This is a genomic window from Mesotoga sp. UBA5557 (genome assembly GCF_002425715.1).
Classification (GTDB): domain Bacteria; phylum Thermotogota; class Thermotogae; order Petrotogales; family Kosmotogaceae; genus Mesotoga.
Window position 1 is genome coordinate 13,295 of the sequence record NZ_DIMV01000018.1, and the last position, 25,437, is coordinate 38,731.

26 protein-coding genes and 1 tRNA gene are annotated in these 25,437 nt (G+C 45.4%); 15 read left to right on the plus strand and 12 right to left on the minus strand.

Translation table 11 applies throughout. From position 1 onward, the window contains the following. Nucleotides 1-7: 7 nt before the first annotated feature. The 3 genes from cysK to B3157_RS01390 all read right to left on the minus strand — a co-directional run bounded on the left by cysK (nucleotide 8) and on the right by B3157_RS01390 (nucleotide 2,678). The gene (gene cysK, locus B3157_RS01380) at nucleotides 8-895 is read right to left on the minus strand and encodes a cysteine synthase A (protein ID WP_292588294.1); all 888 of its coding nucleotides are present in this window, start codon (nucleotides 893-895) and stop codon (nucleotides 8-10) included. Further along, nucleotides 892-1,425, minus strand: a complete 534-nt coding sequence (gene epsC, locus B3157_RS01385) for a serine O-acetyltransferase EpsC (protein WP_349680352.1) — start codon at nucleotides 1,423-1,425, stop codon at nucleotides 892-894. The genes cysK and epsC overlap by 4 nt, the downstream gene beginning before the upstream one ends. 89 nt (nucleotides 1,426-1,514) lie before the next feature. Then, nucleotides 1,515-2,678: an MFS transporter gene (locus B3157_RS01390; protein ID WP_292588298.1), complete on the minus strand. Its 1,164-nt coding sequence runs from the start codon at nucleotides 2,676-2,678 to the stop codon at nucleotides 1,515-1,517. Between the two features lie 46 nt (nucleotides 2,679-2,724). Between B3157_RS01390 and B3157_RS01395 the strand changes: the two genes are divergently transcribed. Continuing rightward, a complete protein-coding gene (locus tag B3157_RS01395) occupies nucleotides 2,725-4,104 on the plus strand; it encodes a hypothetical protein (RefSeq protein WP_292588300.1) in 1,380 nt (459 codons plus the stop codon). A 13-nt stretch (nucleotides 4,105-4,117) separates the two neighbouring features. After that, nucleotides 4,118-5,749: a capsule assembly Wzi family protein gene (locus B3157_RS01400; protein WP_292588302.1), complete on the plus strand. Its 1,632-nt coding sequence runs from the start codon at nucleotides 4,118-4,120 to the stop codon at nucleotides 5,747-5,749. Nucleotides 5,750-5,879: 130 nt separating this feature from the next. On the opposite strand, the gene B3157_RS01405 is transcribed toward B3157_RS01400, so the two are convergent. Continuing rightward, entirely contained in the window at nucleotides 5,880-6,974 is a 1,095-nt protein-coding gene (locus B3157_RS01405; protein WP_292588305.1) for an AI-2E family transporter, read from the minus strand. A 74-nt stretch (nucleotides 6,975-7,048) separates the two neighbouring features. On the opposite strand from B3157_RS01405, the gene B3157_RS01410 reads away from it, so the two are divergent. Continuing rightward, a complete protein-coding gene (locus B3157_RS01410; RefSeq protein WP_292588306.1) occupies nucleotides 7,049-7,693 on the plus strand; it encodes a hypothetical protein in 645 nt (214 codons plus the stop codon). An 84-nt stretch (nucleotides 7,694-7,777) separates the two neighbouring features. Here the strand turns inward: B3157_RS01410 and B3157_RS01415 are convergent, their stop codons facing one another. From B3157_RS01415 to argF, 3 genes are all read right to left on the minus strand, one after another. Beyond that, nucleotides 7,778-8,329, minus strand: coding sequence for a TetR/AcrR family transcriptional regulator (locus B3157_RS01415; RefSeq protein ID WP_099829074.1), 552 nt, complete (start codon nucleotides 8,327-8,329; stop codon nucleotides 7,778-7,780). 93 nt (nucleotides 8,330-8,422) lie between these two features. After that, nucleotides 8,423-9,361: a carbamate kinase gene (gene arcC, locus B3157_RS01420; protein WP_214061357.1), complete on the minus strand. Its 939-nt coding sequence runs from the start codon at nucleotides 9,359-9,361 to the stop codon at nucleotides 8,423-8,425. An 8-nt stretch (nucleotides 9,362-9,369) separates the two neighbouring features. Further along, nucleotides 9,370-10,311, minus strand: a complete 942-nt coding sequence (gene argF / locus B3157_RS01425; RefSeq protein WP_214061358.1) for an ornithine carbamoyltransferase — start codon at nucleotides 10,309-10,311, stop codon at nucleotides 9,370-9,372. A 163-nt stretch (nucleotides 10,312-10,474) separates the two neighbouring features. Between argF and argS the strand changes: the two genes are divergently transcribed. From argS to B3157_RS01460, 7 genes are all read left to right on the plus strand, one after another. Beyond that, nucleotides 10,475-12,106 carry an arginine--tRNA ligase gene (gene argS / locus B3157_RS01430; protein WP_292588311.1) on the plus strand — a complete coding sequence of 544 codons (1,632 nt, stop codon included), beginning with the start codon at nucleotides 10,475-10,477 and terminating at the stop codon, nucleotides 12,104-12,106. Continuing rightward, a complete protein-coding gene (gene rlmD / locus B3157_RS01435) occupies nucleotides 12,106-13,422 on the plus strand; it encodes a 23S rRNA (uracil(1939)-C(5))-methyltransferase RlmD (protein WP_292588529.1) in 1,317 nt (438 codons plus the stop codon). The genes argS and rlmD overlap by 1 nt, the downstream gene beginning before the upstream one ends. 311 nt (nucleotides 13,423-13,733) lie before the next feature. Next, nucleotides 13,734-14,822: a hypothetical protein gene (locus B3157_RS01440; protein WP_292588313.1), complete on the plus strand. Its 1,089-nt coding sequence runs from the start codon at nucleotides 13,734-13,736 to the stop codon at nucleotides 14,820-14,822. A 58-nt stretch (nucleotides 14,823-14,880) separates the two neighbouring features. Further along, nucleotides 14,881-15,558: a PspA/IM30 family protein gene (locus tag B3157_RS01445; RefSeq protein WP_103133847.1), complete on the plus strand. Its 678-nt coding sequence runs from the start codon at nucleotides 14,881-14,883 to the stop codon at nucleotides 15,556-15,558. 481 nt (nucleotides 15,559-16,039) lie between these two features. Beyond that, nucleotides 16,040-16,183, plus strand: coding sequence for a hypothetical protein (locus tag B3157_RS01450; RefSeq protein WP_292588316.1), 144 nt, complete (start codon nucleotides 16,040-16,042; stop codon nucleotides 16,181-16,183). Then, complete coding sequence (locus B3157_RS01455; protein ID WP_214060473.1) at nucleotides 16,183-16,896, plus strand: hypothetical protein; 714 nt, start codon at nucleotides 16,183-16,185, stop codon at nucleotides 16,894-16,896. Before B3157_RS01450 ends, B3157_RS01455 begins: the two co-directional genes overlap by 1 nt. An 85-nt stretch (nucleotides 16,897-16,981) precedes the next feature. Beyond that, nucleotides 16,982-17,887, plus strand: coding sequence for a bifunctional enoyl-CoA hydratase/phosphate acetyltransferase (locus B3157_RS01460; RefSeq protein WP_292588318.1), 906 nt, complete (start codon nucleotides 16,982-16,984; stop codon nucleotides 17,885-17,887). Between the two features lie 196 nt (nucleotides 17,888-18,083). Here the strand turns inward: B3157_RS01460 and B3157_RS01465 are convergent, their stop codons facing one another. Then, a complete protein-coding gene (locus B3157_RS01465; protein WP_292588319.1) occupies nucleotides 18,084-18,935 on the minus strand; it encodes a PHP domain-containing protein in 852 nt (283 codons plus the stop codon). Between B3157_RS01465 and B3157_RS01470 the strand changes: the two genes are divergently transcribed. Further along, nucleotides 18,912-19,841: a serine/threonine protein kinase gene (locus B3157_RS01470; protein ID WP_292588321.1), complete on the plus strand. Its 930-nt coding sequence runs from the start codon at nucleotides 18,912-18,914 to the stop codon at nucleotides 19,839-19,841. The two genes, B3157_RS01465 and B3157_RS01470, sit on opposite strands and share 24 nt — an antisense overlap. Nucleotide 19,842: 1 nt before the next feature. Here the strand turns inward: B3157_RS01470 and B3157_RS01475 are convergent, their stop codons facing one another. From B3157_RS01475 to thiI, 4 genes are read right to left on the minus strand one after another with little or no spacing between them, the layout of a single operon-like run. Continuing rightward, the gene (locus tag B3157_RS01475) at nucleotides 19,843-20,682 is read right to left on the minus strand and encodes a polyprenyl synthetase family protein (protein ID WP_292588323.1); all 840 of its coding nucleotides are present in this window, start codon (nucleotides 20,680-20,682) and stop codon (nucleotides 19,843-19,845) included. Continuing rightward, a complete protein-coding gene (locus tag B3157_RS01480; RefSeq protein WP_214061547.1) occupies nucleotides 20,669-21,199 on the minus strand; it encodes a bifunctional nuclease family protein in 531 nt (176 codons plus the stop codon). Before B3157_RS01480 ends, B3157_RS01475 begins: the two co-directional genes overlap by 14 nt. A 10-nt stretch (nucleotides 21,200-21,209) precedes the next feature. Next, a complete protein-coding gene (locus B3157_RS01485) occupies nucleotides 21,210-21,962 on the minus strand; it encodes a lysophospholipid acyltransferase family protein (RefSeq protein ID WP_214078724.1) in 753 nt (250 codons plus the stop codon). Then, nucleotides 21,937-23,151, minus strand: coding sequence for a tRNA uracil 4-sulfurtransferase ThiI (thiI, locus tag B3157_RS01490; protein ID WP_292588328.1), 1,215 nt, complete (start codon nucleotides 23,149-23,151; stop codon nucleotides 21,937-21,939). The genes B3157_RS01485 and thiI overlap by 26 nt, the downstream gene beginning before the upstream one ends. An 81-nt stretch (nucleotides 23,152-23,232) precedes the next feature. Here thiI and B3157_RS01495 point away from each other — a divergent pair, with 81 nt between their 5' ends. From B3157_RS01495 to B3157_RS01510, 4 genes are all read left to right on the plus strand, one after another. Further along, complete coding sequence (locus B3157_RS01495) at nucleotides 23,233-23,949, plus strand: tetratricopeptide repeat protein (RefSeq protein ID WP_214059999.1); 717 nt, start codon at nucleotides 23,233-23,235, stop codon at nucleotides 23,947-23,949. Beyond that, entirely contained in the window at nucleotides 23,949-24,443 is a 495-nt protein-coding gene (locus tag B3157_RS01500) for a hypothetical protein (protein ID WP_292588331.1), read from the plus strand. Before B3157_RS01495 ends, B3157_RS01500 begins: the two co-directional genes overlap by 1 nt. Beyond that, nucleotides 24,436-25,239, plus strand: coding sequence for a carbon-nitrogen hydrolase family protein (locus B3157_RS01505; protein WP_214059997.1), 804 nt, complete (start codon nucleotides 24,436-24,438; stop codon nucleotides 25,237-25,239). The genes B3157_RS01500 and B3157_RS01505 overlap by 8 nt, the downstream gene beginning before the upstream one ends. Before the next feature lie 49 nt (nucleotides 25,240-25,288). Then, nucleotides 25,289-25,364 (plus strand) — tRNA-Lys (locus tag B3157_RS01510). The last annotated feature ends 73 nt before the right edge of the window (nucleotides 25,365-25,437 follow it).

Sequence of the window (25,437 nt, forward strand, 5' to 3'; positions counted from 1 at the left end):
GATACTTCTAGGTCAGACTTAGGTATCTTTCATAAGTGTCCGGAGCAACGGTTGCGATTCTTCGAAAGCCCTTTTCGGCGAGTTTGAGAGCGCCGGCAACGTTGGCTCCGGACGATATTCCGACCATCAACCCCTCTTTTCTGTGAAGCCATTTCATCATAGAGAGAGCTTCTTCGTCCTCAACTGTTATTACTTCGTCCAGCACTGATAGGTCGAGAACCTTCGGTCTGAAACCGGGGCCGATTCCTTGAATTTTGTGAGAGCCTGATCTACCCTGCGAAATGAAGGGCGAACCTGCAGGTTCGATGCCGGCAATATGAATACGTTGAGCTTCCTTTTTGAGAAAGCGTCCAATCCCGGTCACTGTTCCTCCCGTTCCCATGCCGCAAATGAAAGCGTCAAGCTCTCGGTTGACCTGCCGAAAAATCTCAGGACCGGTAGTAGAGAAGTGAAAAAAGGGATTAGCCTCATTATTGAACTGATCAAGCATTATTGAACCGGGATTATTCCGGAGAAAGCTCTTGGCTTCGTCATATGAACCGGATATTCCTTTATCAGCGAGAGTTCTTATCACTTTTGCACCAAAGGCTTCCATAAGCTTAACTCTTTCGATACTTGCCGATTCGGGCATAAAGATAACCGACCCGTAACCTCTAGAAGCGGAAAGCATTGCGATGGCTATTCCCGTGTTGCCACTAGTTGGCTCCACTATGGTCATCCCGTTTTTGAGAGCGCCACTTCTCTCGGCTTCAAGAATCATTCCAAGCACCGTTCTATCCTTTATGCTTCCTCCGGGATTATTTTTCTCAATTTTAAGCATTATCGATGAAGCATCTCCAAGAGATCGAAGCCTAATGATCGGGGTGTTGCCTATTAAAGAATCAACAGTTTTCATTGTCGTGATCCCAGTCTTTCAGATATCCTATGGACTCTCCCCGGTATCCCGGTAACAAGAGAGTCTTGAGGGACGTGTTCAAGCACCACGCTGTTCGCTCCGACTTTAGAATTGTCTCCAACATATATTGGGCCAAGAATCTTCGCCCCCGCCCCAAGTACAACGTTTCGGCCAATGTCCGGGTGACGCTTTCCCTTCATTACGTTCTTTGAGCCTAAAGTAACTCCGTGATATATCAGCGTTCCAGTTCCCACTGAAGCTGTCGAGCCTATAACAACTCCCACACCATGATCAATTACAACGCCGCCTTCTATTCGAGCTGAAGGGTGAATGTCCATTGAATAAAGTATCCTTGAAACGTAATGTAAGCCTCTTGCGAGGAACCCAAGCTTGTTTTTCCAGAAAAGGGTAGAAATCCTGTATAGCAAGAGGCCGTGAAAACCCGCAGAGAAGAGAATTATGTGCCATTTACCTGAAGCTGTCGGGTCCTTCTCAAGATAGGCGTCTATGTCCATAGAGATATCTATCATTGTTTGCTTTATGCGGTTCTTCCCTTTCACTGTATCACCCTCAATAGAAATTATGTATTTTAAGTATACCATATTTATCGGCATTAGAGTTAACGCTTTGTGAAGGCAGTTCGTTTGTGAAACGCTGCAAATATCAACGAGAAGAAGATGGCAATCGCCATACCGGTTATTCCTGTAGCGTTGTACACCCTTACAATCCCAAATGTACGAATGAGCACCCCGCCAAGTACGGAGCCAAGAAGATAGCTCAGTCCGGTAGTCGACATCCAGTAGATTGTGAGCGCCCTGGTGACTTTGCTGGCTTCAAATCTTGTGTGAATGTAATTCATGACAGAGTAATAGACTACGATGTAGTTTATGCCGTGAAGCATTTGAAGAAGTAGAAAGATGGGAAAAGAAGTCGCCATGGATGTCAAAAACCATCGAAGACCTGTTGCAAAGATTCCTATCACGAGAAGGCGCGTGTTACCCAGTCTCTCAACCAAATTTTCTGCGAAGAAAAGGAAGGGAACTTCCGAAAAAGCCATCAACGAAAACGCGAACCCTGCTGAGGAAACACTGAAGCCCCTTTCACTAGTTAAAACAGGCAGAAAAGTTGATCCGAAGGCTCCAATAGTAATGGATGCGACACCGGCCAGTACAAGCAGGTAAAACTGAAGTGGCAAAGATGATCGATCGGTCTCTTCATCTGTCCTTTTTAGCTTCCGGCCAGTCGGATAGGCTCTACTAACCAAGGCTACTGTAGATAATGACACTGTGGCCATTATGAAGAAAAAGACAAATCCGTACTTCAACACGATTCCCGAGATAAGGGCGGTAATGGAATAGCCAACCGTTCCGAACAATCTCACGCGATCAAAGCGTTTGCCCTTGTTTCTCAAAGAAGGAACGACCACAGACTCAGCGATAGGTATTATGCTCACAACAAAGAATGAGAAGAAACACATTGCGATCAATGAAGTTTCAAAGGTTGGTGAGAAGAAAACTGCCCAGACAGAGACTGCCGATACAATAGAGACTATTCCCATGACAGTTGGTCCGCCTGCCCTGCTTGATTGCCTGAACCAAAAAGGATTTGCAATAATTGAGAGGGTAGGAGTGACCGCCATCAGAATCCCGATCTCTATTGCTGAAAAGCCTTTGCCGTGAAAAAGCTGACTAAAGAGAGCGGTGATGCTGAGATTTGAATATATGAATATTTCGGTAAAGATCTCACGGATGCTGGAAGAGGTTCTAAAAAGAGAAACACGCACTGAATATCAAACCTCCTGGTGTAGAATTCTAGTGGGGGTGAATCTCTTGTCGAAAAAACATGCGCTGCTTTTGATGCTTATCATACCACTAGTGGCTCTTGGGAGCACTGGACTTCATGTGATTCTGTCACCATCACTGTCGATTAACAGCTTTCCTGCAGTCAGCAACAGCTACAAGCCAAGCCTTGAAGACCTCAATCGCTATTTGAGTGTTCCTGCAATCTTCTCGGGCGGCATGCAGATTTCCCTGGGGAAGTCAAGGCTGTATTTGAATATGGATCTGAGACAGGAGTTTTCCGATTACTTGATGGGCAACTGGTTCTCGAATCTCCCGCTGTCGACGACAAATTTCCTTCCTTCGGTAGACATGAATTTTCCCAGGCTCGGTTACTTCGAGAGAAGAGATGAGAATTCGCTGATCTCTTTGGGCAGGCGAAAACTGAGTCTTGGTGGTTCTACTTACAGTTTTGTTCTCTCAAATACTCTGCCGTATTTTGATCACCTGTGGATTGAGTTGAATGGAAAAGCCAAATCAGGGGAGTATCTTTATAATTTCTTTGTTATATCTTCCGACAGAACAGTTAGCGGGGGACCCAAGACACTCCTTGGTCACCGGTTCGGATATATGAACGACAATCTCAAGGTCACTTTTGGCGAAGAAAACCTCGTTTACGGTGTCTATCCTGATCTGCAGGATATTGGGCCATTTCTAATCTATCATCATACCTATCAGGATCATTCAAACGTAACTGCAACCATAGCGGCCGAGGTTAAGATTGACCGCGCTATTGCCTACGGTGAGTTTACACTTGATGATTTCAGACTTTCGACGGAGAGTCCTAATTCCAATCCCACGGCCTTTGGTTGGCTTGCAGGTTTTTCATGGAAAATATCTGATGGCTTGCCCTATTCCGGACTGAGATTCACTGAAGCGGAGAACGAAGTCAGAGATCAAACACTTCTGAATAGCGGCGGACTTAGAGTGCGGATGGAACACTACCACGCAACCACCTATCTCTACAATAGGGGTATAAGCATCGGCAAGTTCACTTATCAATACCGGTTCAATGTCTTGCATCTTGATTCTTGGCCAGTTATCACTGGTTTTTTTGGATTTCCTTTTGGACCTGACTCAACGTTGAGCCTTGTCGGCATCGAGTACGAGAGTCAGAATATATCTCTTAGCGTCAAGGCAGAGCTTCTCAGAACTGGCTCAGCCAATATCGATTCTCCTTATGAGCCACCTTTTGACCAGAACTGGTACGGTCCAAAGAAACCGATCAACAGATCTATGATTCTGTCTTTGGCGAGTTTCTTCGCTTACTGCCCAGATACAGCGCTCTTTGCTGGCGGTAAAGTAATTTTCGCCGATCACATTGATTTCTGGATTAACGTGGGTTTCATAAAAGGTTTTTCACTATTTTAGGGAGGTAATTCCGATGAAGAAGATTGTTTTGCTGTTTTTCTTGGTGTTGTCGGTGGCAATTCTTGCAAGCCAGGGTACGTTGATATTCAAGGGTACAGATCAATATGACTTGTTTTTGGGCAGAAACTTGATTGAAGGAAAAACTCTCTTTACACCTAATACAGGGATTCCTGAGGGTTTTGCTACAGTCCAGCTTAAGCAGCCCGTTGTGAAGACTTCTCCAGGAACAGAAATCCACTTGAGAGTTACTCCTCAGTTCCTCATCCACAATTTCGAGCCTTTCAAGGAGAAGGGCTGGCTAAAATCCGTGGTTCCGCTCTATTTGAGATACCGTTATGATACTCTGAAGCCCTGGCTTGTACTGGGTTTTGAAAGTGAAGTATCCGACTATATCACAGGGTATATAAATCTAGATATTCGAAAAGACTATCGGAGTTACATTAGTCACGGTGATGATTTTGATTCGAAGCCCTACATGAATTTTCCAGTGGAGTTTTTTGAAGGAAAAATCGAGGCGCTAGATATGAGCTGGCCTACTTTCGGCTATGTATCCTACGCAAATGAAAGCTTCTACGCTTCTCTAGGTAGATATAAACTTGCCTGGGGTCCGATGAGAAATGGACTTGCAATAAGCGATGCGTCATCTTATTACGATAATATCTCTTCTTCATATACTACTCCCCTCTGGAAAAACGGCCGGTTCACATATTCTTTTCTGGTCATTACCCCGACTTCTCTCCTGAACGATGAAGAATGGATAAAGCAGGGAAAGGTGTGGGATCTCAATCAAAGAAGACCATACACTGAAGGAGCGAAGACGATCATAGGGCATCGGTTCGATGTTCAGTTTGCAAGCTGGGGAAGGGTCGGGGTAGGCGAGATCAATGTTGTCGGTGGGAAGCACCCGGATTTGAACGACGCCAACCCATTCATCATCTTCCACAATACTTACGGTGAAGATTTCTCCAACGTCATGGCTTCGCTCGATTTTTCTCTAGCGCCGTTTAAGGGAATCGAGGCCTACGGAGAAATCGCCATCGATGACGTTTCGTTCGGTTCGACAGAGGCCGGAGCGCGGGGCAAACCAACGGCCCTGGCTTACGGTGGGGGTCTTAGATACGCGACGGATATAAAGGGAACGTTGCTTCTTGCCTCTGTGGAGCTCTATCATACAGACACGTGGATGTACAATCGCTGGCAGCCGCTTCTCACATTTACAAACAGAATCTACACAAAATCCGAACTTCCCGGAAGCAGGGATTTCACGGACTATCCGCTCGGCTTCAAATATGGCCCTGATCTGAACGGTTTTTCTCTTATGGCTAATGCGATAATGACGAACGGGCTTTCAATCTCCTTCGTTTATGATCATTTCAAACAGGGAGAGGTTACTCTTAAGACACCATACTTGAACATGGAAGAACCTGAAGACGACCCCGGTCAGTTTACGAATCCGGAAGATTGGAGTGGCCCCGTCGGTGAGACCGTAAATGCAAATATCATGACACTGAACATAATGATTCCTTACAGGGACTTCACTTTCGGAAGCGACTTCTCGATTTATTTCGGAGGTTATTTCAAGAAGAACGGTGGTTATGACAAACCGATTTTCGAAATAAGGCCTTATGTATCTTACGTTTTCTAGATGAAACTGTGTGCCTATGTGTTGACCGGTACTCAGAAGGGGCGACCAGCTAGCCGCCCCTTTTTTGTACTTGATCAAATAAAGCCAAAGACCAGGAACCCGATGATGAATCCAACTACTAAACCAACAATCAGTCCTTTTGTGAATTTGTCTGGTTTTCTTCCTGGAGTTGGGGATTCTCCTCTTTGACTTTCTTTGTACCAGTCTCTATCGTAGATTCCCAATTGTTTTCACCCCTTTCCTTGAGGACGAAGTCCATCCAGAATCTCTTGACGAATATCAGAATTGGAACGGCAAAAACCACTCCGAAGACACCTAGGAGTTCTCCAAATCCAATTATAGATACAAGAACTATGAACCAGTTGATCTTGACTATATTCGACAGGATTTTCGGAGAGAGAAACCAAATCTCTATCTGGTTTGCGAACACAAGCAGAACAATGGCTCCGACAACCCCCCAAAAACCCTTGCTGACGAAAGAAAGCACTATCATTGGAATGGATGTAAGTACTACTCCCAAATACGGGATGAAATTCGTTATTCCGGCGAGCAATCCGAGGAATATTGCGTTTGGGACTCCGATTATTGCAGATCCGATACCAATAATGGTCCCTACAAAAAGCGCAATGATCAGCTGGCCACCTATGTAGGTCTGAAAATCCTTGTAAAGTGAGTCAAAAAAACTGCCAACCTTATTCTGGTCGCAACCGGGAAAAAGTATTGGCGCGACTTTTTGAATCAAACCGGTTCTGCGAGCAATAACAAATCCCGCTATGATAAGCAGCACAACTCCGGTAATCCATGAAGTTATGTTTGATGCAACGTACTGTCCGATCGTGATCGCTGCATCACTCAGCCACTGAGACGCACTTTCAACGATATCGACTGTAATTTCGGAAACAAAAGGAGGAAGCTTCTCTAACCACTTGTCAAACGCTCCGTCATTGAACAATGAACCTAACTCGGTAGATAGGCTGCTCACTCCTCTTATGGTTATTGGAATAGCGCTGTATATTAGGAAGACCATGAATGTAAGAAGGGCAATACCTGTGATGATCTTGAGAGCTCCTTTAGGGATCTTTCTGCTGACGAACCGTGCCGGTGTATTGATTATTAGCGAGAATATAAATGCCAAGCCTAAGACTCGAGAAGTCATAGGAAAGAGAAAAAGAGTCATGAAGATTGCTATGAAATACCCAAGAACCCAGAATTTTGTTGTCTTCATATTGGCCCTCCGCCGGAGAATAATGGCAAATCTGTTGTATACTCATTATGTATATTTTGGAACTGAGGTGTCCTATGAGAAGAGTATATATTATGGTGATCGTGTTTTTTTTAATTTCTGTGATGTCATTTGGATCAACTCACTCTTCAAGAATACTGTCTCCCGGATCGGTGAAGGCTATGCTGGGTTTCAAAGATGTGGGATTGAGGATCGGCATACTTCCCTTTCTAGAGGCCGGTTGGTTCATCGATGAGGGTTCATACTTCACTCTTGGCTACGATGGCAACTTTCATGTCGCGTCCCGCGTCTCATTTTCTTCACTGGAGGAAGCGAGGGTGGTTGCAGAGTTAGGATATGACTTCAATGTTGTGTATCTGGAAGTTAGCGGCCTGTATGAATATTCTGCGCCTGACGCATCCTTCCTTGGTGGGCAACTGAAAACAGAAGTATTCTTTGACAACTATTTGAGTACTGTCAGTGCCACTCTGGGAAGATTTCAGAAGGTAGCCGGCGAGACTGAAAAGAAAAGCTACACCTCTGTGGGGTTCTCAGCGAGGAGAAGACTGGATATTGACAAGAAGTTTTACTTTGTAAATATTGAAAGTATTGAACTGGTCGGCACACTGAAGTGGGAAGTCAAAGACGATCTCGCCTCTTTCAACCCTTTTCCTGCTTACAGTTTCGTGGGGATACAGCTGAATCTAGGATTTCTTAACTGAGAAGCGAAGTCTTTTCCTGCTCCTTGACAGGAATGGCAATATATGTATCTGCTCCTGTGATGAATAATCCTCATACCGACAAGTTCATGAAAGGAGTTTTGCTATCTCATCTACTTCTTTTTCGTCGGACATCTCTCCATCGACGGACATCTCCATAACCTTACCCGCCATGTAGGTTAAGAGGCGATGGGATACCTTGGAAGCTCTCCTCATGGACATAGAAGCTCCTAGAGCCCTCTCGACTCTATCGTAGAAGTCGGCTCTTGCGTTGATTAGAATCTCTCTTACCCTTTTGTTCTTCATTCCATGAAGCCAAAGATAAACAAGAGAAACCATTATGTCAGATCTTTCGGAATAAAGCTTCAGCACCTCGGCATAGAGATCCCTGGCAATCTCAACGGGTTGCTTAGCTTGATCGATTAGTGGTTCGAGTCTTGGAAGTACGTAGTTGTTCAGAATGTGCCTGGATAGATCTATGAGCATTCCCTCTTTGGAGCGATGGTGATAGTGAATCGCAGCAAGATTGACTTCTGCGATGCTTGAAACCTTTCGGGTACTCAGTCCTTCAATTGTTTCCTCGGCGATCACCTGTATAGCTGCTTCCATAATTCTCTCTCTCGTTTCTTGTCCACGCACTGTCGTCACCCCTTTCAATCATTCGTATAACACATATTATATCACATTGTGTTAGAAAGTGAACGGCAAAGCCGGGAAATACCCGGCTTCTTTTTATGGAATAATCCTTGTGCCCGACTTTCCCCTAAGTGCCAGGTCGACCTTCTCCAGAGAGGTTATTATTGCTTCCTTTCCCGTTCTTGAAGCAAATTCAATTGCTGATTCTATTTTCGGAAGCATGCTTCCCTTTGCGAAGTGACCGGCATCGATCAACATTTTACCTTCTTCGACAGTAACTACCTTCAGTTCTCTTTGGTCTTTCTTTCCAAAGTTGATGTATGCGTGGTCGACACCGGTAAGAATTACTAAGGCATCGGCATCAATCAGTTTCGCAAGCAGTGCGGACGCTCTATCTTTATCGATGACCGCCTCTACACCTTTTATCATTCCCCTCTCATCTCTAGCAACCGGAATTCCTCCACCGCCTGCCGCAACAACAATTGTCCCATCGTTGATCATCTCTCGTATCGGTTCAATCTCCAGCACATCAAGTGGTATCGGAGAGGGGACTACACGACGAAAACCCCTACCCGCATCTTCTTTCACAGTCCAGCCTTTGGTTCTTTCAAGTTCCTTAGCGGTCTTCTCATCATAGAACGGTCCGACCGGCTTTGAAGGGTGCAGGAATCCCTCGTCTTCCTTATCTACTACGATTTGAGTCAGAACGCACGCAATGTCTCTTCTTTTGCCTCGCTTCAGAAGCTCATTGTTCAGGGTCTGAGTAATCAAGTAGCCAATAGATCCCTGAGTCATTGCATCGTTTACATCGATCGGAAAAGGAGGGAATACGTCTTTTGACATATCCTGTTGAACCAACAAGTTGCCCACCTGTGGGCCGTTTCCGTGTGTGATTATCAGTTCATAACCTTCCTCTACAAGATCTGCGAGATAAGAGGTAGTTGAGAGGAGGTTCTTCTCCATAATTTCTGCAGTTGGTTTTTCATTTGGTTTATTTAGAGCATTGCCACCTATTGCAACAACGATTCTCTTCATTTTTCCCCCTATAGCAGTGTGGCTATCATTACTGCCTTAATTGTGTGCTTTCTGTTCTCGGCTTCTTCAAAGACTCTTGAAATGGGACTCTCAAAGACATCTTCAGTCACTTCGTTTCCTTTGACTGCGGGGAGGCAGTGAAGGAAGATCGTCTCTGCCTTTCCAGTTTTTCTCATCATCTCGGTATTCACCTGATAGGGCTTCAAAAGGGCTATTCTTTCCTGCAGCTTTGCTTCTTCTCCCATAGATGCCCAAACATCGGTGTAAACCGCATCGGCATCCATCAGTGCCTTCTCCACGTCTTCAGTAACCTCAACTTTAGCTCCAGACTCTTTCGCAATCTCCCTGCACTTATGAACTATCGCCGGGTCTGTGTGAAGACTCTTCGGGCCGCATGCAACGAAATGCAAACCCATCTTCGCAGAACCTATCATAAGAGAGTTGGCCATGTTGTTCCTGGAATCGCCAACGAAGACAAGCTTTCGACCCTTAAGGCTGCCCAGGCTCTCCTCGATCGTCATGAAATCGGCGAGAATCTGAGTTGGATGGTACAGGTCAGTAAGACCGTTGTACACGGGAACGCCCGACCACTGGGCAAGCACATCAACTGTCTCCTGTTTGAAGCCTCTGAATGCTATCGCATCAAACATTCTTCCCAGGACTCGTGCGGTATCCTTAAGGTCTTCTTTCACTCCCAGATGAATGTCGTCTTTCGAAAGAAAGACAGCATGCCCACCTTCTTCTCCGAAGGAAGTCTCGAATGCAGTTCTTGTTCGTGTGGAGCGCTTTTCAAAGACAATTGCCAGAGTCTTCCCTGCAAATCTGACGGTTGGTGTTCCAGCTCTCTTCTCGACCTTAACCTGTCTGGCTACATCCAGAAGATAACGAATCTCGTCGCTTGTGAAATCAAGTAGCGTCAAAAAGCTTCTCCCTTTTAAGTTTACGCCCATCTTAACCCTCCTTGTTTTGGTTATCTCTAATATAATACATATATAAGTGCCGGCTTTCAATTGCGTTTATTGGCGCGAGGAAACGTAGACTAAACCATATCACAACAATGCGGTGTTATGCTTTTGTATGCTAAGGTATATTGCCCTAATTCGGAGGTGCCCGGTGTTCAAGGAGAAGTTGGAAAGTTCAGTAAAAAATGCAATTAGGGAGTTCGCCATTGAAGACGAGACGATTGACTTTAAGATCGAGATGCCTCCTGAGGGATTTGGGGATTTATCGACAAATGTTGCTTTCATGCTCTCAAAGACTCTCAAGAAAAGTCCGAGAGAAATTGCCGCGTTGATTTCGGAGAGTCTCAGCAAGGAGCTAGATTACAGCAGAGTTGAGGTAGCTGGTGCGGGGTTCATAAATGTTGATTTCTCTTCGAAATATGTTTCATCGGTCTTGGAGAACATTCTTCAAACTCCGGATTTCTGGAAAAAGACGGGCGAAACAAGCATTCAACTCGAATTCGCAAGTGCAAATCCAACCGGTCCCTTCACTGTTGGTCATGGTCGTCAGGCAGTATTCGGAGATGTTCTATACAGGGTCTTCTTTTCGAGAGGTTACAGGGTTCAAAGGGAAATGTACATCAACGATGCAGGTAGACAGATAGGGCTTCTCGGGCGCTCTCTTTGGGTAAGGTATAATCAACTCCTCGGTCTGGAAGAGGAGCTTCCTGAAGATGGCTACCAGGGAGGGTATCTAATTGACATTGCGCGAGATCTTGCAGGAGAAGTAGGTGAGCGCTTTAAAGGTGTCTGGAATGACGACTCTGAGAGTTACTTCAAGAAGTACGCTCTTGGGAAGATGCTTGAAGATATTCTTGGAACCTTGAGGACATTGAGAGTGGAATTTGACAACGTGTTTTTTGAGAGTTCGCTAATTGAAGACGGAACTGTGAAATCAGTCATTGAGATACTAGATCGAAAGGGGCTTACATATGAATCAGAAGGTGCAAAGTGGCTCAGAGTCTCAAGTTTTGTTGAAGATGACGATAAGGTTCTAGTCAGATCTAACGGGACAAACACGTACTTCATGACCGATATTGCATACCACTACAATAAACATCAAAGGAATTTCGAGAAAGTTTTCGACATTTGGGGAGCGGATCACATGGGTCACATACCTAGAATGAAGGCCGCAATGAAAGCTCTCGGAATTGAAGACGATTTCCTCAATGTGATAATTCACCAGTATGTGAACCTGAAGAGAGAGGGCGAAGTTGTCAAGATGTCAACTAGAAGAGGTGAATTCACGACACTCGATGAACTTGTAGAAGCGGTCGGTGTCGATTCGACGAGGTATTTCTTTGCGATGTTTGATCCCGACACTCACATGCTGTTCGATATTGACCTGGCAAGACAGAAGTCCAATGACAACCCGGTATTCTATGTCCAGTACGCAAATGCAAGAATAAGCAACGTCTTCAGGACTGCACAGGAGAAGAGCGTAGCTGTCTCAGGCGATTCTCTAGAATTGCTTGACAGTCAGGATGACAGAAGAATTATAAAACTGCTGACGATCTTCCCTGAAATACTTGATTCAGTAGTTGCCGATTACAGGACGAATCGCCTGACTTCCTATCTAGAGGATATATCAAGAGCTTTTCACGCATACTACAACAAAAACATAATTGTCGATCCCGCGAATCCGGCTTTGTCGGGGGCTCGATTAGCTTTGTGCAAGGCGCTTCAGAATATTCTCAAAGGCGGGCTGGAGCTTCTTGGCGTTGAGGCTCCCGACAGCATGTGATGGAAGAACTGAGGATCGAAAAGCTTATCGCAGGTGGGTTCTCACTTGCCAGGACAAAAGACGGGAAGGTTGCCCTGCTTGATGCCGGTTATCCCGGAGAAGCTGTGCTTGCTAGCAGAAAGAAGGGAAAGAGCGATTTTCGCCTGATGAAAGTTGAGAAGATCATAACCCCTTCAAATTCAAGAAGAGAGAGACTCTGTAGAAGCTTTCCGATATGTGGGGGTTGTGATTGGCAGACTCTGGAATACCCGGAGCAGCTTTTATGGAAGAAGAAGGTCATTGCGGAGCAGTTCGGCAGAGTTGGCAAGATCGATCTAGACGAGTTCGATATAGTCGCTTCACCAAAGGAGATCAATTACAGACTGAAAATGGAGTATGTTTGTTTTCAGGGAAAAAACGGACTCTCTCTTGGGCTTTACAGAAGAAAAAGCAAGTCACCGGTTAGCTGTCAAGGATGCGTATTGGGTCTTGAAGGTTTTGAAAAGGTGAGGGCCTTTATGGAAGGCATTTTGAGAAGAACCTCAGTCAGACCCTATAACCAGGCGAACGGCAAAGGCGAACTCAAGCACCTAATTCTCAGGGGTAATGGAAGCGGGATAATGGCAATACTGGTTACGAAGGGTGAGCATCTCCCTGATGAGAGCAGGTTGGTTCATGAGGTGAAGAATAAACTTGGAGAGGTAACTACTCTTGTACATCTCATGAACGCAAATGACAGGGTTGTTATGCGTGGGGTTTCGAGAACGCTTTTTGGAGAAGGTCTCCTCGAACAGGAGCTTTTTGGAAAGAGATTCGAGGTTCCTCCTGCTGCATTCTTTCAGAATAATCTCCAAATAACAGAGTCGATTATTAGGCACATATCTTGCGAACTTGGGTCATCTCAAGGCGATTCACTTCTTGATCTATACAGCGGGATAGGAACCTTCTCCATCACTATTGGCAGCCAGATGAAGAACGTCACATCCGTCGAATCAAATCCAATTTCAGTAAAGGCTCTCAAAGCTAATTCGAACATCAATGGAATGTTCGGCGCTGACCTGATTATGAGCGATACCATTGAATACTTGAAGTCGATCGAGACCCACTTCTCGACGATAATCCTTGATCCTCCTAGGTCAGGAGTCGGCGATGATATTGTGTTGCTCCAAAAGGTTAATCCTTCTACGATATTCTATGTTTCCTGTGATCCGGCTACTCTTGCGAGAGATGTTTCCAGGTTAGTAGAAGCAGGATTCAAAATCTCTTCGATAAAGGCCTTTGACATGTTTCCTCAAACGTGGCATGTGGAGACTGTTGTCCGTCTCGAGAAAGGCTAGCGGCTTGAGGACCTGGTCTTCTTGCAGTTGATAGCCGAAAGAGGAGACTTTTGAGGAAAAGAAAGACGAGTATACTTGCAGAGATTCTCACTGCCCTGAAAATGAGGCACACAAAAAAACAACCATCTAGTTCAATTGGATATGCTTACGAGAATCAAGGTTGGTAGATTTCGAAAAAGAGCATCGCATCTCCAACTCACATTTCGGTACTCGATAGATTTGCCAATCGAATACTCGTTTCTTAGGGTACAATTATCGTTCCGTTCACCTATAATAGGCTGAGAGGTTCTCTGCTTGAAAGGAGATAAGAGATGAGTAAAAGGAGTGGGGGTTCTTCGAGCAGGAGTAGTGGTGGATCATCATCCAGCAGTAGAAGCAGTGGTGGAAGAAGCGGTGGCTCACTTAGCAGTAGTCGGAGTGGAGGTTCCACAAGAAGCAGTTCCAGTAGTAGCTCAGGAGGAAGCACTCCCAGCAGGACAAGCAACAAGAAGCCATCAACAGGGCTCGGCGGTTCTCCTGGAAAAAGGATATCTGCGTTTCCTTTCAGGGTTCCAACTTCAGGTGTAAGAAGATCTGTTTCAACTAGCTCAGGGTCTAGTGCGGCAGCCGGTTGTGCGGGGTGCGGGGGTTGTAGCGGTTTCGGATTCGGGGTAATTATAATCGCAGTTGTGTTAGTCATCCTTGTTTCTTCAGGTGCCTTCTCTTCGTGCAGAAGGACAAACACAAATGTGGAAATAACGAGATCGACTATTGCAAGAGAGCCTCTTCCAAAGGGCTCAGTAAATGAAACTCCATACTATACCGATGAGCTTGGCTGGATAAACAACCAAACGACCCTTCTTGATGGAATGAGGTATTTTTATCAGAAGACCGGAGTTCAACCCTATCTCTTCATTACAGATACGGTAAATGGATCGCACTTCCCCAGGGTTGAGGACCTAGCTGCTTTTGCTGAGAGCCTTTACGATGATCTTTTCACAGATGAGGCTCATTGTCTTCTAGTGTTTTTTGAATATGGTGATGCGTATATGGATCGGTATGTGTGCGGAAGTCAGGCCAAAACTGTAATCGACGATGAGGCTGCGGACATTCTGCTCGATTATATAGACAAGTACTATTACTACGAAGGACTTTCAGATGAGGAATTCTTCAGTAAAGCCTTTAGAGATGCGGCAGATCGAATAATGACTGTCACAAGGTCGCCATGGATTCCGGTGTTCATTATTATAGGAATAATTGCGCTCATCGCATTGCTGCTTTTCTGGTGGAGCAACGTGAAGAAACAGAAGAATATCGAAGCGAAGCGAACTCAAGAGATTTTGAACACTCCTCTTGAGACATTTGGCGATAAGGAAGTCGATGATTTGGCCAAGAAGTATCAGGAAGATAAAGAAAGTTAGTGTTAGAACATCAGAAACAATAGCACGAGCCATAATGGCTTGATTACAGGAGGACAAAATGGGAATTCTCGACAGGTTCAACGACATTATTAAGTCAAATGTTAATGCTCTTCTCGACAAAATGGAGAATCCTTCGAAGATGATCGATCAGTATCTTCGAGAACTGACAGAAGATCTCGCGGAAGTGAAGCGAGGAACGGCTGGTGTAATTGCGGAAGAGACTAGAACAAAGCGCTTGGTTGACGAGAACATGGGAGAAGTCGCGAAATACTCGGATTTTGCTAAGAGAGCTTTACTAGCGAAAAACGATGAGGATGCCAAAGTCTTCATTGCCAAGAAGCAGGAACTGGAGAATGTCGGGGCGGGCCTGATGACTGCATATGCGTCGGCCCATGAAAACGCCGTGAAAATGCGGCAGCTTCACGACAAGCTGGTTTCGGATATCGAGTCTCTAAAATCGAAGAGAGCGATGATAAAGACGAAAGTAGCAGTCGCTAAGACACAGAAGAAGATCAATGAAGTCAGTTCTGCCGCAGGGAAAACCAAGGGCGTAGTGGACGCTGTGGGAAGAATGGAAGAAAAGGCTCAGAAGATGCTGGATGAAGCAAATGCCATGTCAGAACTCAATACTGAACCTATAGACAAAGCAAAATCACTCGAAGAAAAATACGCCGCCAAGAGTTCGTTCGCGGTTGATGAAGAGCTTGAACAGATGAAGAAGGAATTGGGACTTTAAAGTTTTGGCCTCTGTGCAAGGGATATGGCGGCGGCGAGAGTGTGTCATTTCTCTGAAGGTGTGGAGAAACTACTGGAGCTAACTAAGATTAGATTCATCAGTTGCTTGCATACGATGGTTCTGTTGTTCTCGTCTTTCATGAAGTGCTAGATGAGAGATGCAGCTCATGAATCTGCGCGATGAATAATGTTTTGAGAATCAGAGGCATAGAATATCCCGGGGCCGAACCCGGGACTTTTTTCAGAGTAAAGTCTGTGAGTGAAGCTTTCTTGATAAGAGACTGATGTATGAATTCTCACGGGGTGTCCCGAAGTGACTGAGCTGATTCCCACTCTTCCGGCAGTTTGGCGAGACGTTTCCCCCGTACTGGTGGAGGGTTACTTCTAGGTGTATATCTGGAATAGGAGGATGTGTACTTCTAGCCGCCGCCCTTCATAGAAGTTTGTTCTCAAGAATATGGTACAGTAAACCTGAGGTTTCTATGATTGAGATTCCAGAGGTTGTGGTACTGGCAGATCAGATCAATGAGAGCATGGCTGGTAAGAGAATCAAAGGTATTAAGATCCCGCAAGTCCTGGCAGGTTCTCTTTCTACCTTGGCGACCCCAACGATTACGATACTCTAATGCGCGATTCATACATCTGCGGGGGTAGGGCAATCGGTGGAATGGTTGAAATCATGGCTGACGACAAGCGGATTGTATTCTCCGATGGAGCCATTCCCAGGCTGTTTGATCGAAATGAAGAACCGAATCGGAAGTCACAACTAACAATTGAGTTCAGTGATGGTTCATTCTTGTGCGTAGGCATTCAGTTATACGGCGGACTGTGGTGTTTCAGCCAAGGAGGCTTTGACAACATCTACTATTCAGTTGCACAGGAAAAACCTTCTCCCCTGCACAGTGATTTCGATGAGAGCTACTATTTGAGACTCTTCGAGACTGAGAAGTCCGAGAAGCTCAGTCTAAAGGCATTTTTGGCAACCGAACAGCGAATACCGGGTCTTGGTAACGGCACTTTGCAGGATATCTTATGGACTGCGGAGCTTCATCCAAAGGCAAAGGTGGATTCGCTTTCTTCCGACGATAGGCAAAGGCTATTAAACTCAATAAAGAACGTGCTCAAGAACATGGCCGACAACGGTGGTAGGGAAACTGAAAGAGACCTGTTTGGAAAAGCTGGCGAATACACTATGAAAATCGGAAGAACTACCTATGATGGGCCCTGCCCTAGATGCGGCAGAAACATTGAGAGACAAGATTATTTGGGGGCAAGATCTACTTCTGTCCTAAATGTCAAAGGATATAACGCGTATACCTCTCGTTGGCTAGAGAGATAACTCCTTTCAGTACACGGTTTGCATAGAATTCTCAAATCATGAGCTATACTTATAACGAAAGTAGTAAAGGCGAGGAGGGTTTCAGTTGAGAGATTTTTCTGAGATGATTTCTTTGGCTAAAGCAAGGGGGCCACGAAAGGTAGTTCTTGTTGGTTCTGACGACCGCGAGGCCATCAGGGCTCTTAAACTTGCATCCGATGAAGGAATAGCGAAGCCTTTTCTGGTTGGAGAAAAAGAAAAGACTAGAGCTATTCTCAGTGAAGAGGGACTCTATGGTGAAGTAATCAATGCGTCAACTCCCGAAGAAGCCTGCGAGAAGGGTATTAGACTTGTGAGGTCAGGAGACGCCGACATTGTTATGAAAGGCCTTGTCAAGACATCGACACTGCTCAAGGCTGTTCTTAACAAGGATTGGGGTCTGAGATCGGGGAAAGTTCTGAGCCATGTTGCGGCTCTAGATGTTCCGGTACTTGATAGGGTGGTTTTTGTTACTGATGGCGGTATGGTGATCCGACCAGATTTGGCGACAAAAGTATCGATAATTGAGAACGCGGTCGCCTTTCTGAAGTCCATCGGGTACGAAAGACCAAGAGTGGCATTGGTTGCTGCTGTAGAAGTTGTAAATGAAGATATGCCGGAAACGCTTGATGCTGCGGTTATCTCGAAGATGTCTCAAAGAGGACAGCTCACCGGGTGCGATGTGGATGGACCTCTAGGAATGGATAACGCACTATCGATTATAGCAGCAGAGATTAAGAGGATATCTGGTCCAGTTGCAGGAAAGGCAGATCTGCTTGTTGTTCCGGATATCGTAAGCGGAAACATCTTGGGAAAATCGGCAGTATACCTTGCAGGCGGAACAATTGCGGGGCTGATTCTCGGAGCTGCGGCGCCCATCGTCATTGTTTCCAGAGCCGACTCCGCTCCTTCAAAACTTGCTTCGATAGCTTTGGCCAGTTATTCCATACTTTCTAGTAACAAAGATGACTGAGTCTACTTCTGGCAAGTCGGAAAGCATGAATGACTTAGGTCGCTGATCGGGCGAGAAAGAAGAATCTCGGCAGTTTAACCGTNNTGAATTCACTTTGAAAGGGAGCGCCTCGAAGAACCGCTTTCCGCTGCACTCAAAGGACACAGCAAAAGATTCAGGTATGCTCTTCCGATCTCTTCACACCGATCTCAAAACGCTATTGAGACTTTTGAGGAGCGTTATCGTCCGCAGATAGCGACTCAAGAAATCTGTAAACAATGTCGTCTGGAATCTCTATGCCCAGCTCCAGATTCTTTTTGTGCTCTCCATGGTAGTCGCTGCCTCCCGATGCAAGCAACCCCAGATCTTCGGAAATCTGAAGAAGCTCGTTTCTTGTCTCTAGATCGTACACCTTGTAGAAAACCTCGATCCCTCTCAATCCGTAGAACATCATTCTCTTAATCATCTCCACTGTATCCTCTCGATTAAGCATCATGGAAATAGGATGAGCAAGGACCGGAATCCCCTTTGCCGAAAGGATAAGTTCAATCGCTGACTTTATTGACAGCCTCTCCTTCTCAACATAGGCAATTCCGTATTTGCCAATGAATCTTTCAAAGGCATCTTCATTTGATTCTGCGTAACCCTTCTTGACAATCAGGCTTGCAATGTGAGGCCTTCCAAGACTCTCGCCCGGAAACGAGCTTTCCAGCTCTTCATCAGTTATATCGATTCCAAGTGAACGCAACTTATAGAGAATCCTTGTATTTCTTAGGTTCCTCTTTAGTCGTATCTGTTCAAGATGTTTTTCGATTGAGTCTTCTGTAGAAACCATTCCGTAACCCAATATATCCAGAGTCTCGTGAAAATCACAACCAATCTCCACTCCTTTTACGTAAGCAATACCCATCTTCGAAGAAAGCTCTGCAGCATCTTTCTGACCGGAAAGCGTGTCGTGATCTGTGATAGAAAGAACAGATATAGCTTTTTCATGAGCCTTCTCAACTACTATCGTAACCGGGTCAGTTCCGTCCGAATGATCGGAATGACAGTGAAAATCAACTACCATTTGTCTACCGCCTTTTCTTGCAATGATGATATTATTCTACTAGAGGTGATCATAATAGAATACTACCTCGGCGAAGGGACGATTTTGAAGAAGCGCTACAGAGTGATCGAGCCATTGGGGAGGGGCGGGTTCGGGCTGACCTATTTGTGCTCGGATTTTCACATGGGAACTAAAGTGGCCGTGAAGGAGTTCTTTCCAAGAGGTGTTGAAAGAGAAAACAACAATGTAAAGCCAGTAGACAGTGATCTGAAGGATGTATATTATGAGAAACTTTCTTCTTTCTCAGAGGAGTTCACTATTCTGTCCAAAATCGAAGATGACAGGGTTGTGAAGGTTCTTGATCTTTTCACAGAAAACAACACCGCCTACTACGTTATGGAGTTCGTAAGCGGAAAGACCTTGAGAGATGCAGTGAGAGCAGATGGGGCAATGGAGGATTCGAGGGCTTATGAAGTAATCGATGAGATTCTGAAGGGAGTCGCATCTATTCACAATAGAGGCTATATTCACAGTGATCTAAAACCAACAAACGTGATGATGACGGACTACGGTAAAATCAAGGTGATGGATTTTGGTGCGGCCTGTCTGAAGGATGTCTACCTTATCAACTCTCTCTCGAAAGTGGTCTCCCTGAGTTATGCCTGTCCTGAGAAGTTCTTTTCGTCCTCGCGTCCCAGTTCTTCATGGGATGTCTATTCTGTAGGAGGGATTCTATACTTCCTTCTTTGTGGAAGAGATCCAGTTCCTTCGACAGATAGAATGAAAGGAATTCCGCTTGTATTTGATGAGTTCACAAGAAAAGCGAGGCGCATTCTAGACAAATCGATGTCTCTGGTTGCAGAGAAGAGATACTCAGACGCAAACGATTTCAGAAGAGCCTTGAAATCAAGGTTTCTTGGGTTTTAGCTTATCTTCTCGCGATGAGGTCGTAGATTTCCACCATCTCGCTCTTTAGATCTGTGAAGACGGATATTTCTTCTAGAAGCTTATGAAACATCCCTTCAACTCTTGACTGAGCACTTTCAATCGATTCAAATGAAAGAATGGTCAGTTTGTCTTGGATTCCGTCTTTTCCCGGAGTCTTTCCGAGTTCTCGCTCTGTGGAGGTTACGTCTTTTATGTCGTCCAAAAACTGAAATAGCTTACCGAATTTTAAGCCTAATCGATGCATCTCATTGAGCCTCTGTTCGCTCTCTACCACAAATGGAGCCGCGAAGCAGAAGCCGAAAAGGGCGCCGGTCTTTGCGGCATGAATTCTCTCCATCTGTTCTCTGGATCTTTCTTGGGGAAACACATCTTCAAATTCGCCTTCAACAACTTTCAGCGAAGTCTCATGCCATAGTTTGATCAAAGTCTGTTTGAAATCACAGTCGAGGTTCAGAGAAGAGAGGAGTCTTTGAGGTAACAACATAAGATAGTCCCCGGCAAGTATGGCTTTGCACTCGCCGAACTTCACATGACTAGAAGGCTGACCACGCCTAATACTGTCGTTGTCTATTTCAGGTAAGTCGTCGTGGATGAGGCTTCCGCTGTGGAAGAGTTCGACAGCCATGCCGGCTGTCATGGAGTTTTCATCTCCAAAAGCCGTAACCTTTGAGAGCTCCCAGATAAGATATGCTCTAAGTCTCTTTCCCCCTGATAGGGGAGTGTAAGAAACGACCTCTTTCAAGGGTCCGGCGACCGGCAACCCATCTAGAAACTGTTCAAGTCTTCGATTGAAGAATGGTATGAACTCAGCTAGTCTCATTATCCTGGTCTCTTCTGAAGTGTTTTTTCAGTTCTTCGATGTCAAGGTTCTCAACGAATTTCTTGAAGCTATCATTGTCTTCTTCTTGACCCTGGTGAAGAGCATCGGCCTGAAGACTGCTCAAATCAATAGAGCTTTCCATGAAAACGGCATCTTCCACGAATATCGGAAAGCCTTTCTTCACTGCAAGCACCAAACAGTCTGAAGGACGCGCATCAATAACATGCAGCTGACCGTTTCTGTCCTGTAAGTGCAAGGAAGCGTAGTATATGTTGTCTTTCACCTGGCCGATAACCGCCTTTTTGAAAGTCCCGCCAAGCTGTAAGACTGTATTCAAGAACAGATCATACGTCAACGGTCTGGGAAAGTCCTTTCCACTCACTGCAAGGGCAAGGGCCTCCGCTTCAAACGGACCTATCCATATTCCAAAGCCTTTGTTTGTCTTTTCGACTTCTAGTATGACTACCGGAGAATTGCTCTGATCAAGAGCCAGACCCCTAAGTCTTACCTGTAACATAAAACCCACCTCAATTTCTAAGTGATTCCAGTGACCCCTTAATTATATTATAGACTGCTTCACTGAACTCTTCCTCGGATTCGAAATCTTCGGGCAAGACCGGTTTACATATCGAAAGAGATATCCTTGACGGAGTTATTAGGAAGCTATTCTTCTTAAGGAGATTTCGTGTTCCGTCCAGGGCAACAGGCAGAACCCTTATTCCAAGCTTAAAGGGTATCGAAAGACTTCCCTCTTTGAATTCCCCAATCTCGCCGCCGGTGCTCCGCGTTCCTTCTGGAAAGAGCAGAATCGTTCCGTCTTCTTTCAGTATCCGGAATATCTTTCTCATTGCTCCTGCGGTCTGCGATTTGTTTCCCCTTTCGATGTACACTCCGTCGAGAGCGCTAACAAACCAATTGATTCCCGGAATCTTCGATAATTCCTTCTTCGCAATAAAAGAGATTTCTGCGTACACATAGCCGGGAATCAGAGGAATGTCGAATGCGCTCTGATGATTTGCTACTATCACCATAGAGCCTGTCTGCGGCACGTTTTCTTTGCCTACTACCTTAACTCTTGAACCTGAAAGAATAAAGGCCGCACGGCCAAACCTCGACACTTCGCGGGATATGAATGTCTTCCGCTCTTTCTTCCCCTTGAGCTTACCTATGAGATTTCCGATGAGAATAACGATTCCCCCGTAAACGTAGATATAAAGAACCCCGATTACGGCTATCCAGATCGTAACGAGCAGACTAAGAATCTTCTTGAGGAACCCCAATGACTCCTACCTCCAATACCTCTCCATTCTTCAACCTGTACATTCTCGACTTGTCAAGTGCTCTTGCACCTAAGTCTTCGAAGTCAAGACCGGCCTCAACCCGGTTGATATCGAATAATCTCGCTTTGGTAGCTGGATTTGAAGGAACAAACACAGTACAACAATCTTCATACGGCAGTATCGATGTACCGAATGTGCCAATTCTCTTCGCCAGTTCTATCGTCTCGATTTTATCGTAAGTAACGAGCGGTCTGAGTACGATCAGCCCTGTCTGTTCTTCTATGACCCTAAGGTTTTCCAGGGTCTGGCTGGCAACCTGCCCAAGGTTCTCTCCTGTTACGATAGCAACTATCCCATTATTCTCGGCAATCTTGCTGGCGATTCTCATCATGAGCCTTCTCTGGCATAGAAGGCTGTATCTCTCTTCAACGTGCTTATGGATAGCAATTTGAGCTTCGGTGAAGTGAACGGAATACATTCTGAACTCCCTGCCCCCGTTGTACAGAGAAAGCGTTCTTGCAAGAGAGAGAACTTTGTCAAAAGCTTTCTCTCCCGTGTAAGGTGGACTGGAGAAGTGAATGGCATCTAGATCCAACCCCCTTTTCTGAGCGAGCCACCCTGCCACAGGACTGTCTATACCTCCAGAAAGCATAAGCATTGCTCTGCCACTTACTCCAACCGGGAGACCTCCGCTCGCGGTTGTCTTTCCGCAAGAAACGAGAACTCCCTCATCTCTTATCTCGATCTCGATTTTGAAATCGGGGTTGTGAAGATCAACAGATGTCTCAGGGATTTTCTCAAGAATCCGCTCACCTACTAAAGGGTTCAGTTCAATGCTCTTAAGCGGGAATCTCTTGTCCAGTCTCCTTGTTTCAACCTTGAAGGTTCTTCTTCCTCTCATAATCTCTTCATGAGCGAGGTCAACGGAAGTTCGATAGATGTCCTCCAGATCATATGAAGTCCATGTGCCGACACTGAAGTTCTGAATTCCGAATGTTCTTGACGCAACTTCTGTAGCAGCTTTGAGTCTCTCGGAGGGTACCGAAACAATGATTCGGCCTCTGATTCTTTCTACTGTGGAGCTTCCAAGCTGTCTCTTAATGTTGTTCACCAGGGTTTTCTCAAACAACTTCCTGTTTCCTTGCTTAAGGGCGATTTCTCCATATCTAACCACTAGAAATTTATCCATCAGACTTCCTCCGGCATCTTTTGATCATGTAGTTATATAATATTCCTATCATACAATCTTCTTTGGGAGGTGTACCTTTACATGAAGAAACTGCTTACAGTTGTATTTTTGATCGTGTGTTCAGTCATGATCCTCGCTTCTGATTATGAGACTCTGTATTCTGAATTCGTTGGAATAAGAGCTTTAGAGAATGTAGAGATGATGTCAGCGTTCATAGGAAAGCTTGAGTTGGAGGACATGGGAAACATAGAGATTCTTACTTTGTTAGCTGATTCGCACAGAGAATACGCGAACTGGATCGAAGACAAGAAATCGAGAGAGACTCATTATAAGAAGGCAAGAGAGCTTGCCGAGAAGGCTATAGAGATGGATGCCTCTTACGGAATGGCGTATTACGTGAAAGGGGCGGCAATCGGTCAGCTGGCACAAATGGCGGGCATAATCCAGTCGATGTTCCTGATAACTGACTTCGACAAGAGTATTGACAAAGCTATGGAACTGATGCCCGACAGCCCGTTTCCGTTTATTGCTAAAGGCATGAGAGATAGGGATACTCCCTGGCCATACCGAAATTACGGAAAGTCGGAAGAACGATTCCTGAAGGCCATTGAAAATGATCCTGAATACATCAACAGCTACTACGAGCTGGCCGTTCTGTATGAAGTATGGAAGAAGAAAGATCTGGCGGCGCAGTACTACAAAAGGGTTGTTGAGTTGGATCTGCAACCGGCTTTTGTTGCTCAAGGACAGGAGTCGAAGGAAAAGGCCCAGAAGTGGCTTGAAGATAACGGTTACTGATGCTTTATAGGATACTTTTCTCGCTTGTTCCGCTTTTCCTGATGCCATTTCTCAATTACCAATTCTTAGACTCGGTGATAGCCGTGTTAGTAATCCTTCCGGGAATGATTCTCGGAAACAAGACGGATCGAGTGGCTAGAATACAGAATCTCACGATGATTCTTTTCTATGTGGTTCTCATATTCGGCTACTTTCATGATACAACCGGCACAATCTACAGAACCGAGGTCATGATTCTGGTTGCGGCTCAAGGTGTGTCTGGCTTTTACGGCTTACTTCACCAGAAAAGACGGCTGGCAGTGGTCTTCTCGCTGGGATACTGGATTCTGGTAGGAGTTGCTATGGGAAGAATAGCTTATTTTCGGCTGGGAAATAGTGGAATCGTTCTTACGGTAGTACTAATGCTGCTAGTTGCTGCGCAGGATGTCAGAAGGATTTTCAAACCTTTGGCTAAGAGCCCTTTTATGCAGGGTGGTGAAGACAGTAATGAGTAGTGCAGGTAAAGTAAGAATCGGAATCGTGCAGTTTAGAGCGTATAACGATGAACCTGGAGAAAACCTTGAGAGAGCGACTAACTACATAGAGAATCTAGTAGAAGAAGAAGTGGATCTAGTGCTCCTTCCCGAGATGTTCAATAGTGGATACGGAACGGACGAGACCACAGTGAACAACGCGATTGAGATGCAAGAAGAAACCGTGGAAGTTCTGTCTGCACTTGCGGATTATAACGATATCGCCATAGTAGGTGGGATGGTCAACAGAAAGGATGGGGCTGTTTTCAATTCCACGGTGATAATGTTGCCGTACCTCGAACCAATCTACTACAACAAGACTCATCTCTTTCGAGACGAGAAAAAGGTCTTCACTCCTGGAAGCGAATTCAGGTCATTCGAGTATTCTGGAGTCAGTTTCGGAGTGCTAATGTGCTACGAAGTAGGATTCCCCGAAATCTCAAGAAAACTCTGTCTGAATGGAGCAGAGATTCTATTGATTCCCTTCGCTTTTGGGAGAGAGAGAAGAACGATTTTCGATGTTGCAACGAGAGCTCGTGCGATAGAAAACGCATGTTTTGTCGTTGCTGCAAGCCAATGTGGAGTCGGTAGATCGATTAACTTCGTCGGAGAGAGCAGAATTGTGTCTCCCTCAGGCGAAATTCTTGTAGATTGCGGTGGTGCAGAAGGCTTCGCTTCTACCGATATTGATACCAAGCTTGTGAAGAAGTACCGGTACAGTGAAACCCGCGATTCACACGGGTATTTTTCTAACTTCAGGGATGACCTTTATCGTTGAAACCCGGTTGACAGGTTCATTCGCATGGGATACAATAAATACCGTCAGTGGGCCGTTAGCTCAGCAGGCAGAGCGATTGATTCTTAATCAATAGGTTGCAGGTTCGATCCCTGCACGGCTCACCAGAAAGTAGTATTAAGTGGAGATCTTCTCCCACCCCCGCCCAAAGGTTGAGGGGTCAATAGCTTGAAAACTGGT

Excerpts from the sequence above, each read along its gene's own strand:
- rlmD (WP_292588529.1), top strand. The coding sequence starts at position 12,106 with ATGGAAGAACTGAGGATCGAAAAGCTTATCGCAGGTGGGTTCTCACTT.
- B3157_RS01410 (WP_292588306.1), top strand. The coding sequence starts at position 7,049 with ATGAGAAGAGTATATATTATGGTGATCGTGTTTTTTTTAATTTCTGTG.
- B3157_RS01465 (WP_292588319.1), bottom strand. The coding sequence starts at position 18,935 with ATGGTAGTTGATTTTCACTGTCATTCCGATCATTCGGACGGAACTGAC.
- B3157_RS01500 (WP_292588331.1), top strand. The coding sequence starts at position 23,949 with ATGCTTTATAGGATACTTTTCTCGCTTGTTCCGCTTTTCCTGATGCCA.
- B3157_RS01450 (WP_292588316.1), top strand. The coding sequence starts at position 16,040 with ATGATTGAGATTCCAGAGGTTGTGGTACTGGCAGATCAGATCAATGAG.
- B3157_RS01440 (WP_292588313.1), top strand. The coding sequence starts at position 13,734 with ATGAGTAAAAGGAGTGGGGGTTCTTCGAGCAGGAGTAGTGGTGGATCA.
- thiI (WP_292588328.1), bottom strand. The coding sequence starts at position 23,151 with ATGGATAAATTTCTAGTGGTTAGATATGGAGAAATCGCCCTTAAGCAA.
- B3157_RS01445 (WP_103133847.1), top strand. The coding sequence starts at position 14,881 with ATGGGAATTCTCGACAGGTTCAACGACATTATTAAGTCAAATGTTAAT.
- B3157_RS01400 (WP_292588302.1), top strand. The coding sequence starts at position 4,118 with ATGAAGAAGATTGTTTTGCTGTTTTTCTTGGTGTTGTCGGTGGCAATT.
- B3157_RS01455 (WP_214060473.1), top strand. The coding sequence starts at position 16,183 with ATGCGCGATTCATACATCTGCGGGGGTAGGGCAATCGGTGGAATGGTT.
- cysK (WP_292588294.1), bottom strand. The coding sequence starts at position 895 with ATGAAAACTGTTGATTCTTTAATAGGCAACACCCCGATCATTAGGCTT.
- B3157_RS01495 (WP_214059999.1), top strand. The coding sequence starts at position 23,233 with ATGAAGAAACTGCTTACAGTTGTATTTTTGATCGTGTGTTCAGTCATG.
- B3157_RS01505 (WP_214059997.1), top strand. The coding sequence starts at position 24,436 with ATGAGTAGTGCAGGTAAAGTAAGAATCGGAATCGTGCAGTTTAGAGCG.
- B3157_RS01470 (WP_292588321.1), top strand. The coding sequence starts at position 18,912 with ATGACAGTGAAAATCAACTACCATTTGTCTACCGCCTTTTCTTGCAAT.
- epsC (WP_349680352.1), bottom strand. The coding sequence starts at position 1,425 with ATGATAGATATCTCTATGGACATAGACGCCTATCTTGAGAAGGACCCG.
- argF (WP_214061358.1), bottom strand. The coding sequence starts at position 10,311 with ATGGGCGTAAACTTAAAAGGGAGAAGCTTTTTGACGCTACTTGATTTC.
- B3157_RS01480 (WP_214061547.1), bottom strand. The coding sequence starts at position 21,199 with ATGTTACAGGTAAGACTTAGGGGTCTGGCTCTTGATCAGAGCAATTCT.
- B3157_RS01475 (WP_292588323.1), bottom strand. The coding sequence starts at position 20,682 with ATGAGACTAGCTGAGTTCATACCATTCTTCAATCGAAGACTTGAACAG.
- arcC (WP_214061357.1), bottom strand. The coding sequence starts at position 9,361 with ATGAAGAGAATCGTTGTTGCAATAGGTGGCAATGCTCTAAATAAACCA.
- B3157_RS01405 (WP_292588305.1), bottom strand. The coding sequence starts at position 6,974 with ATGAAGACAACAAAATTCTGGGTTCTTGGGTATTTCATAGCAATCTTC.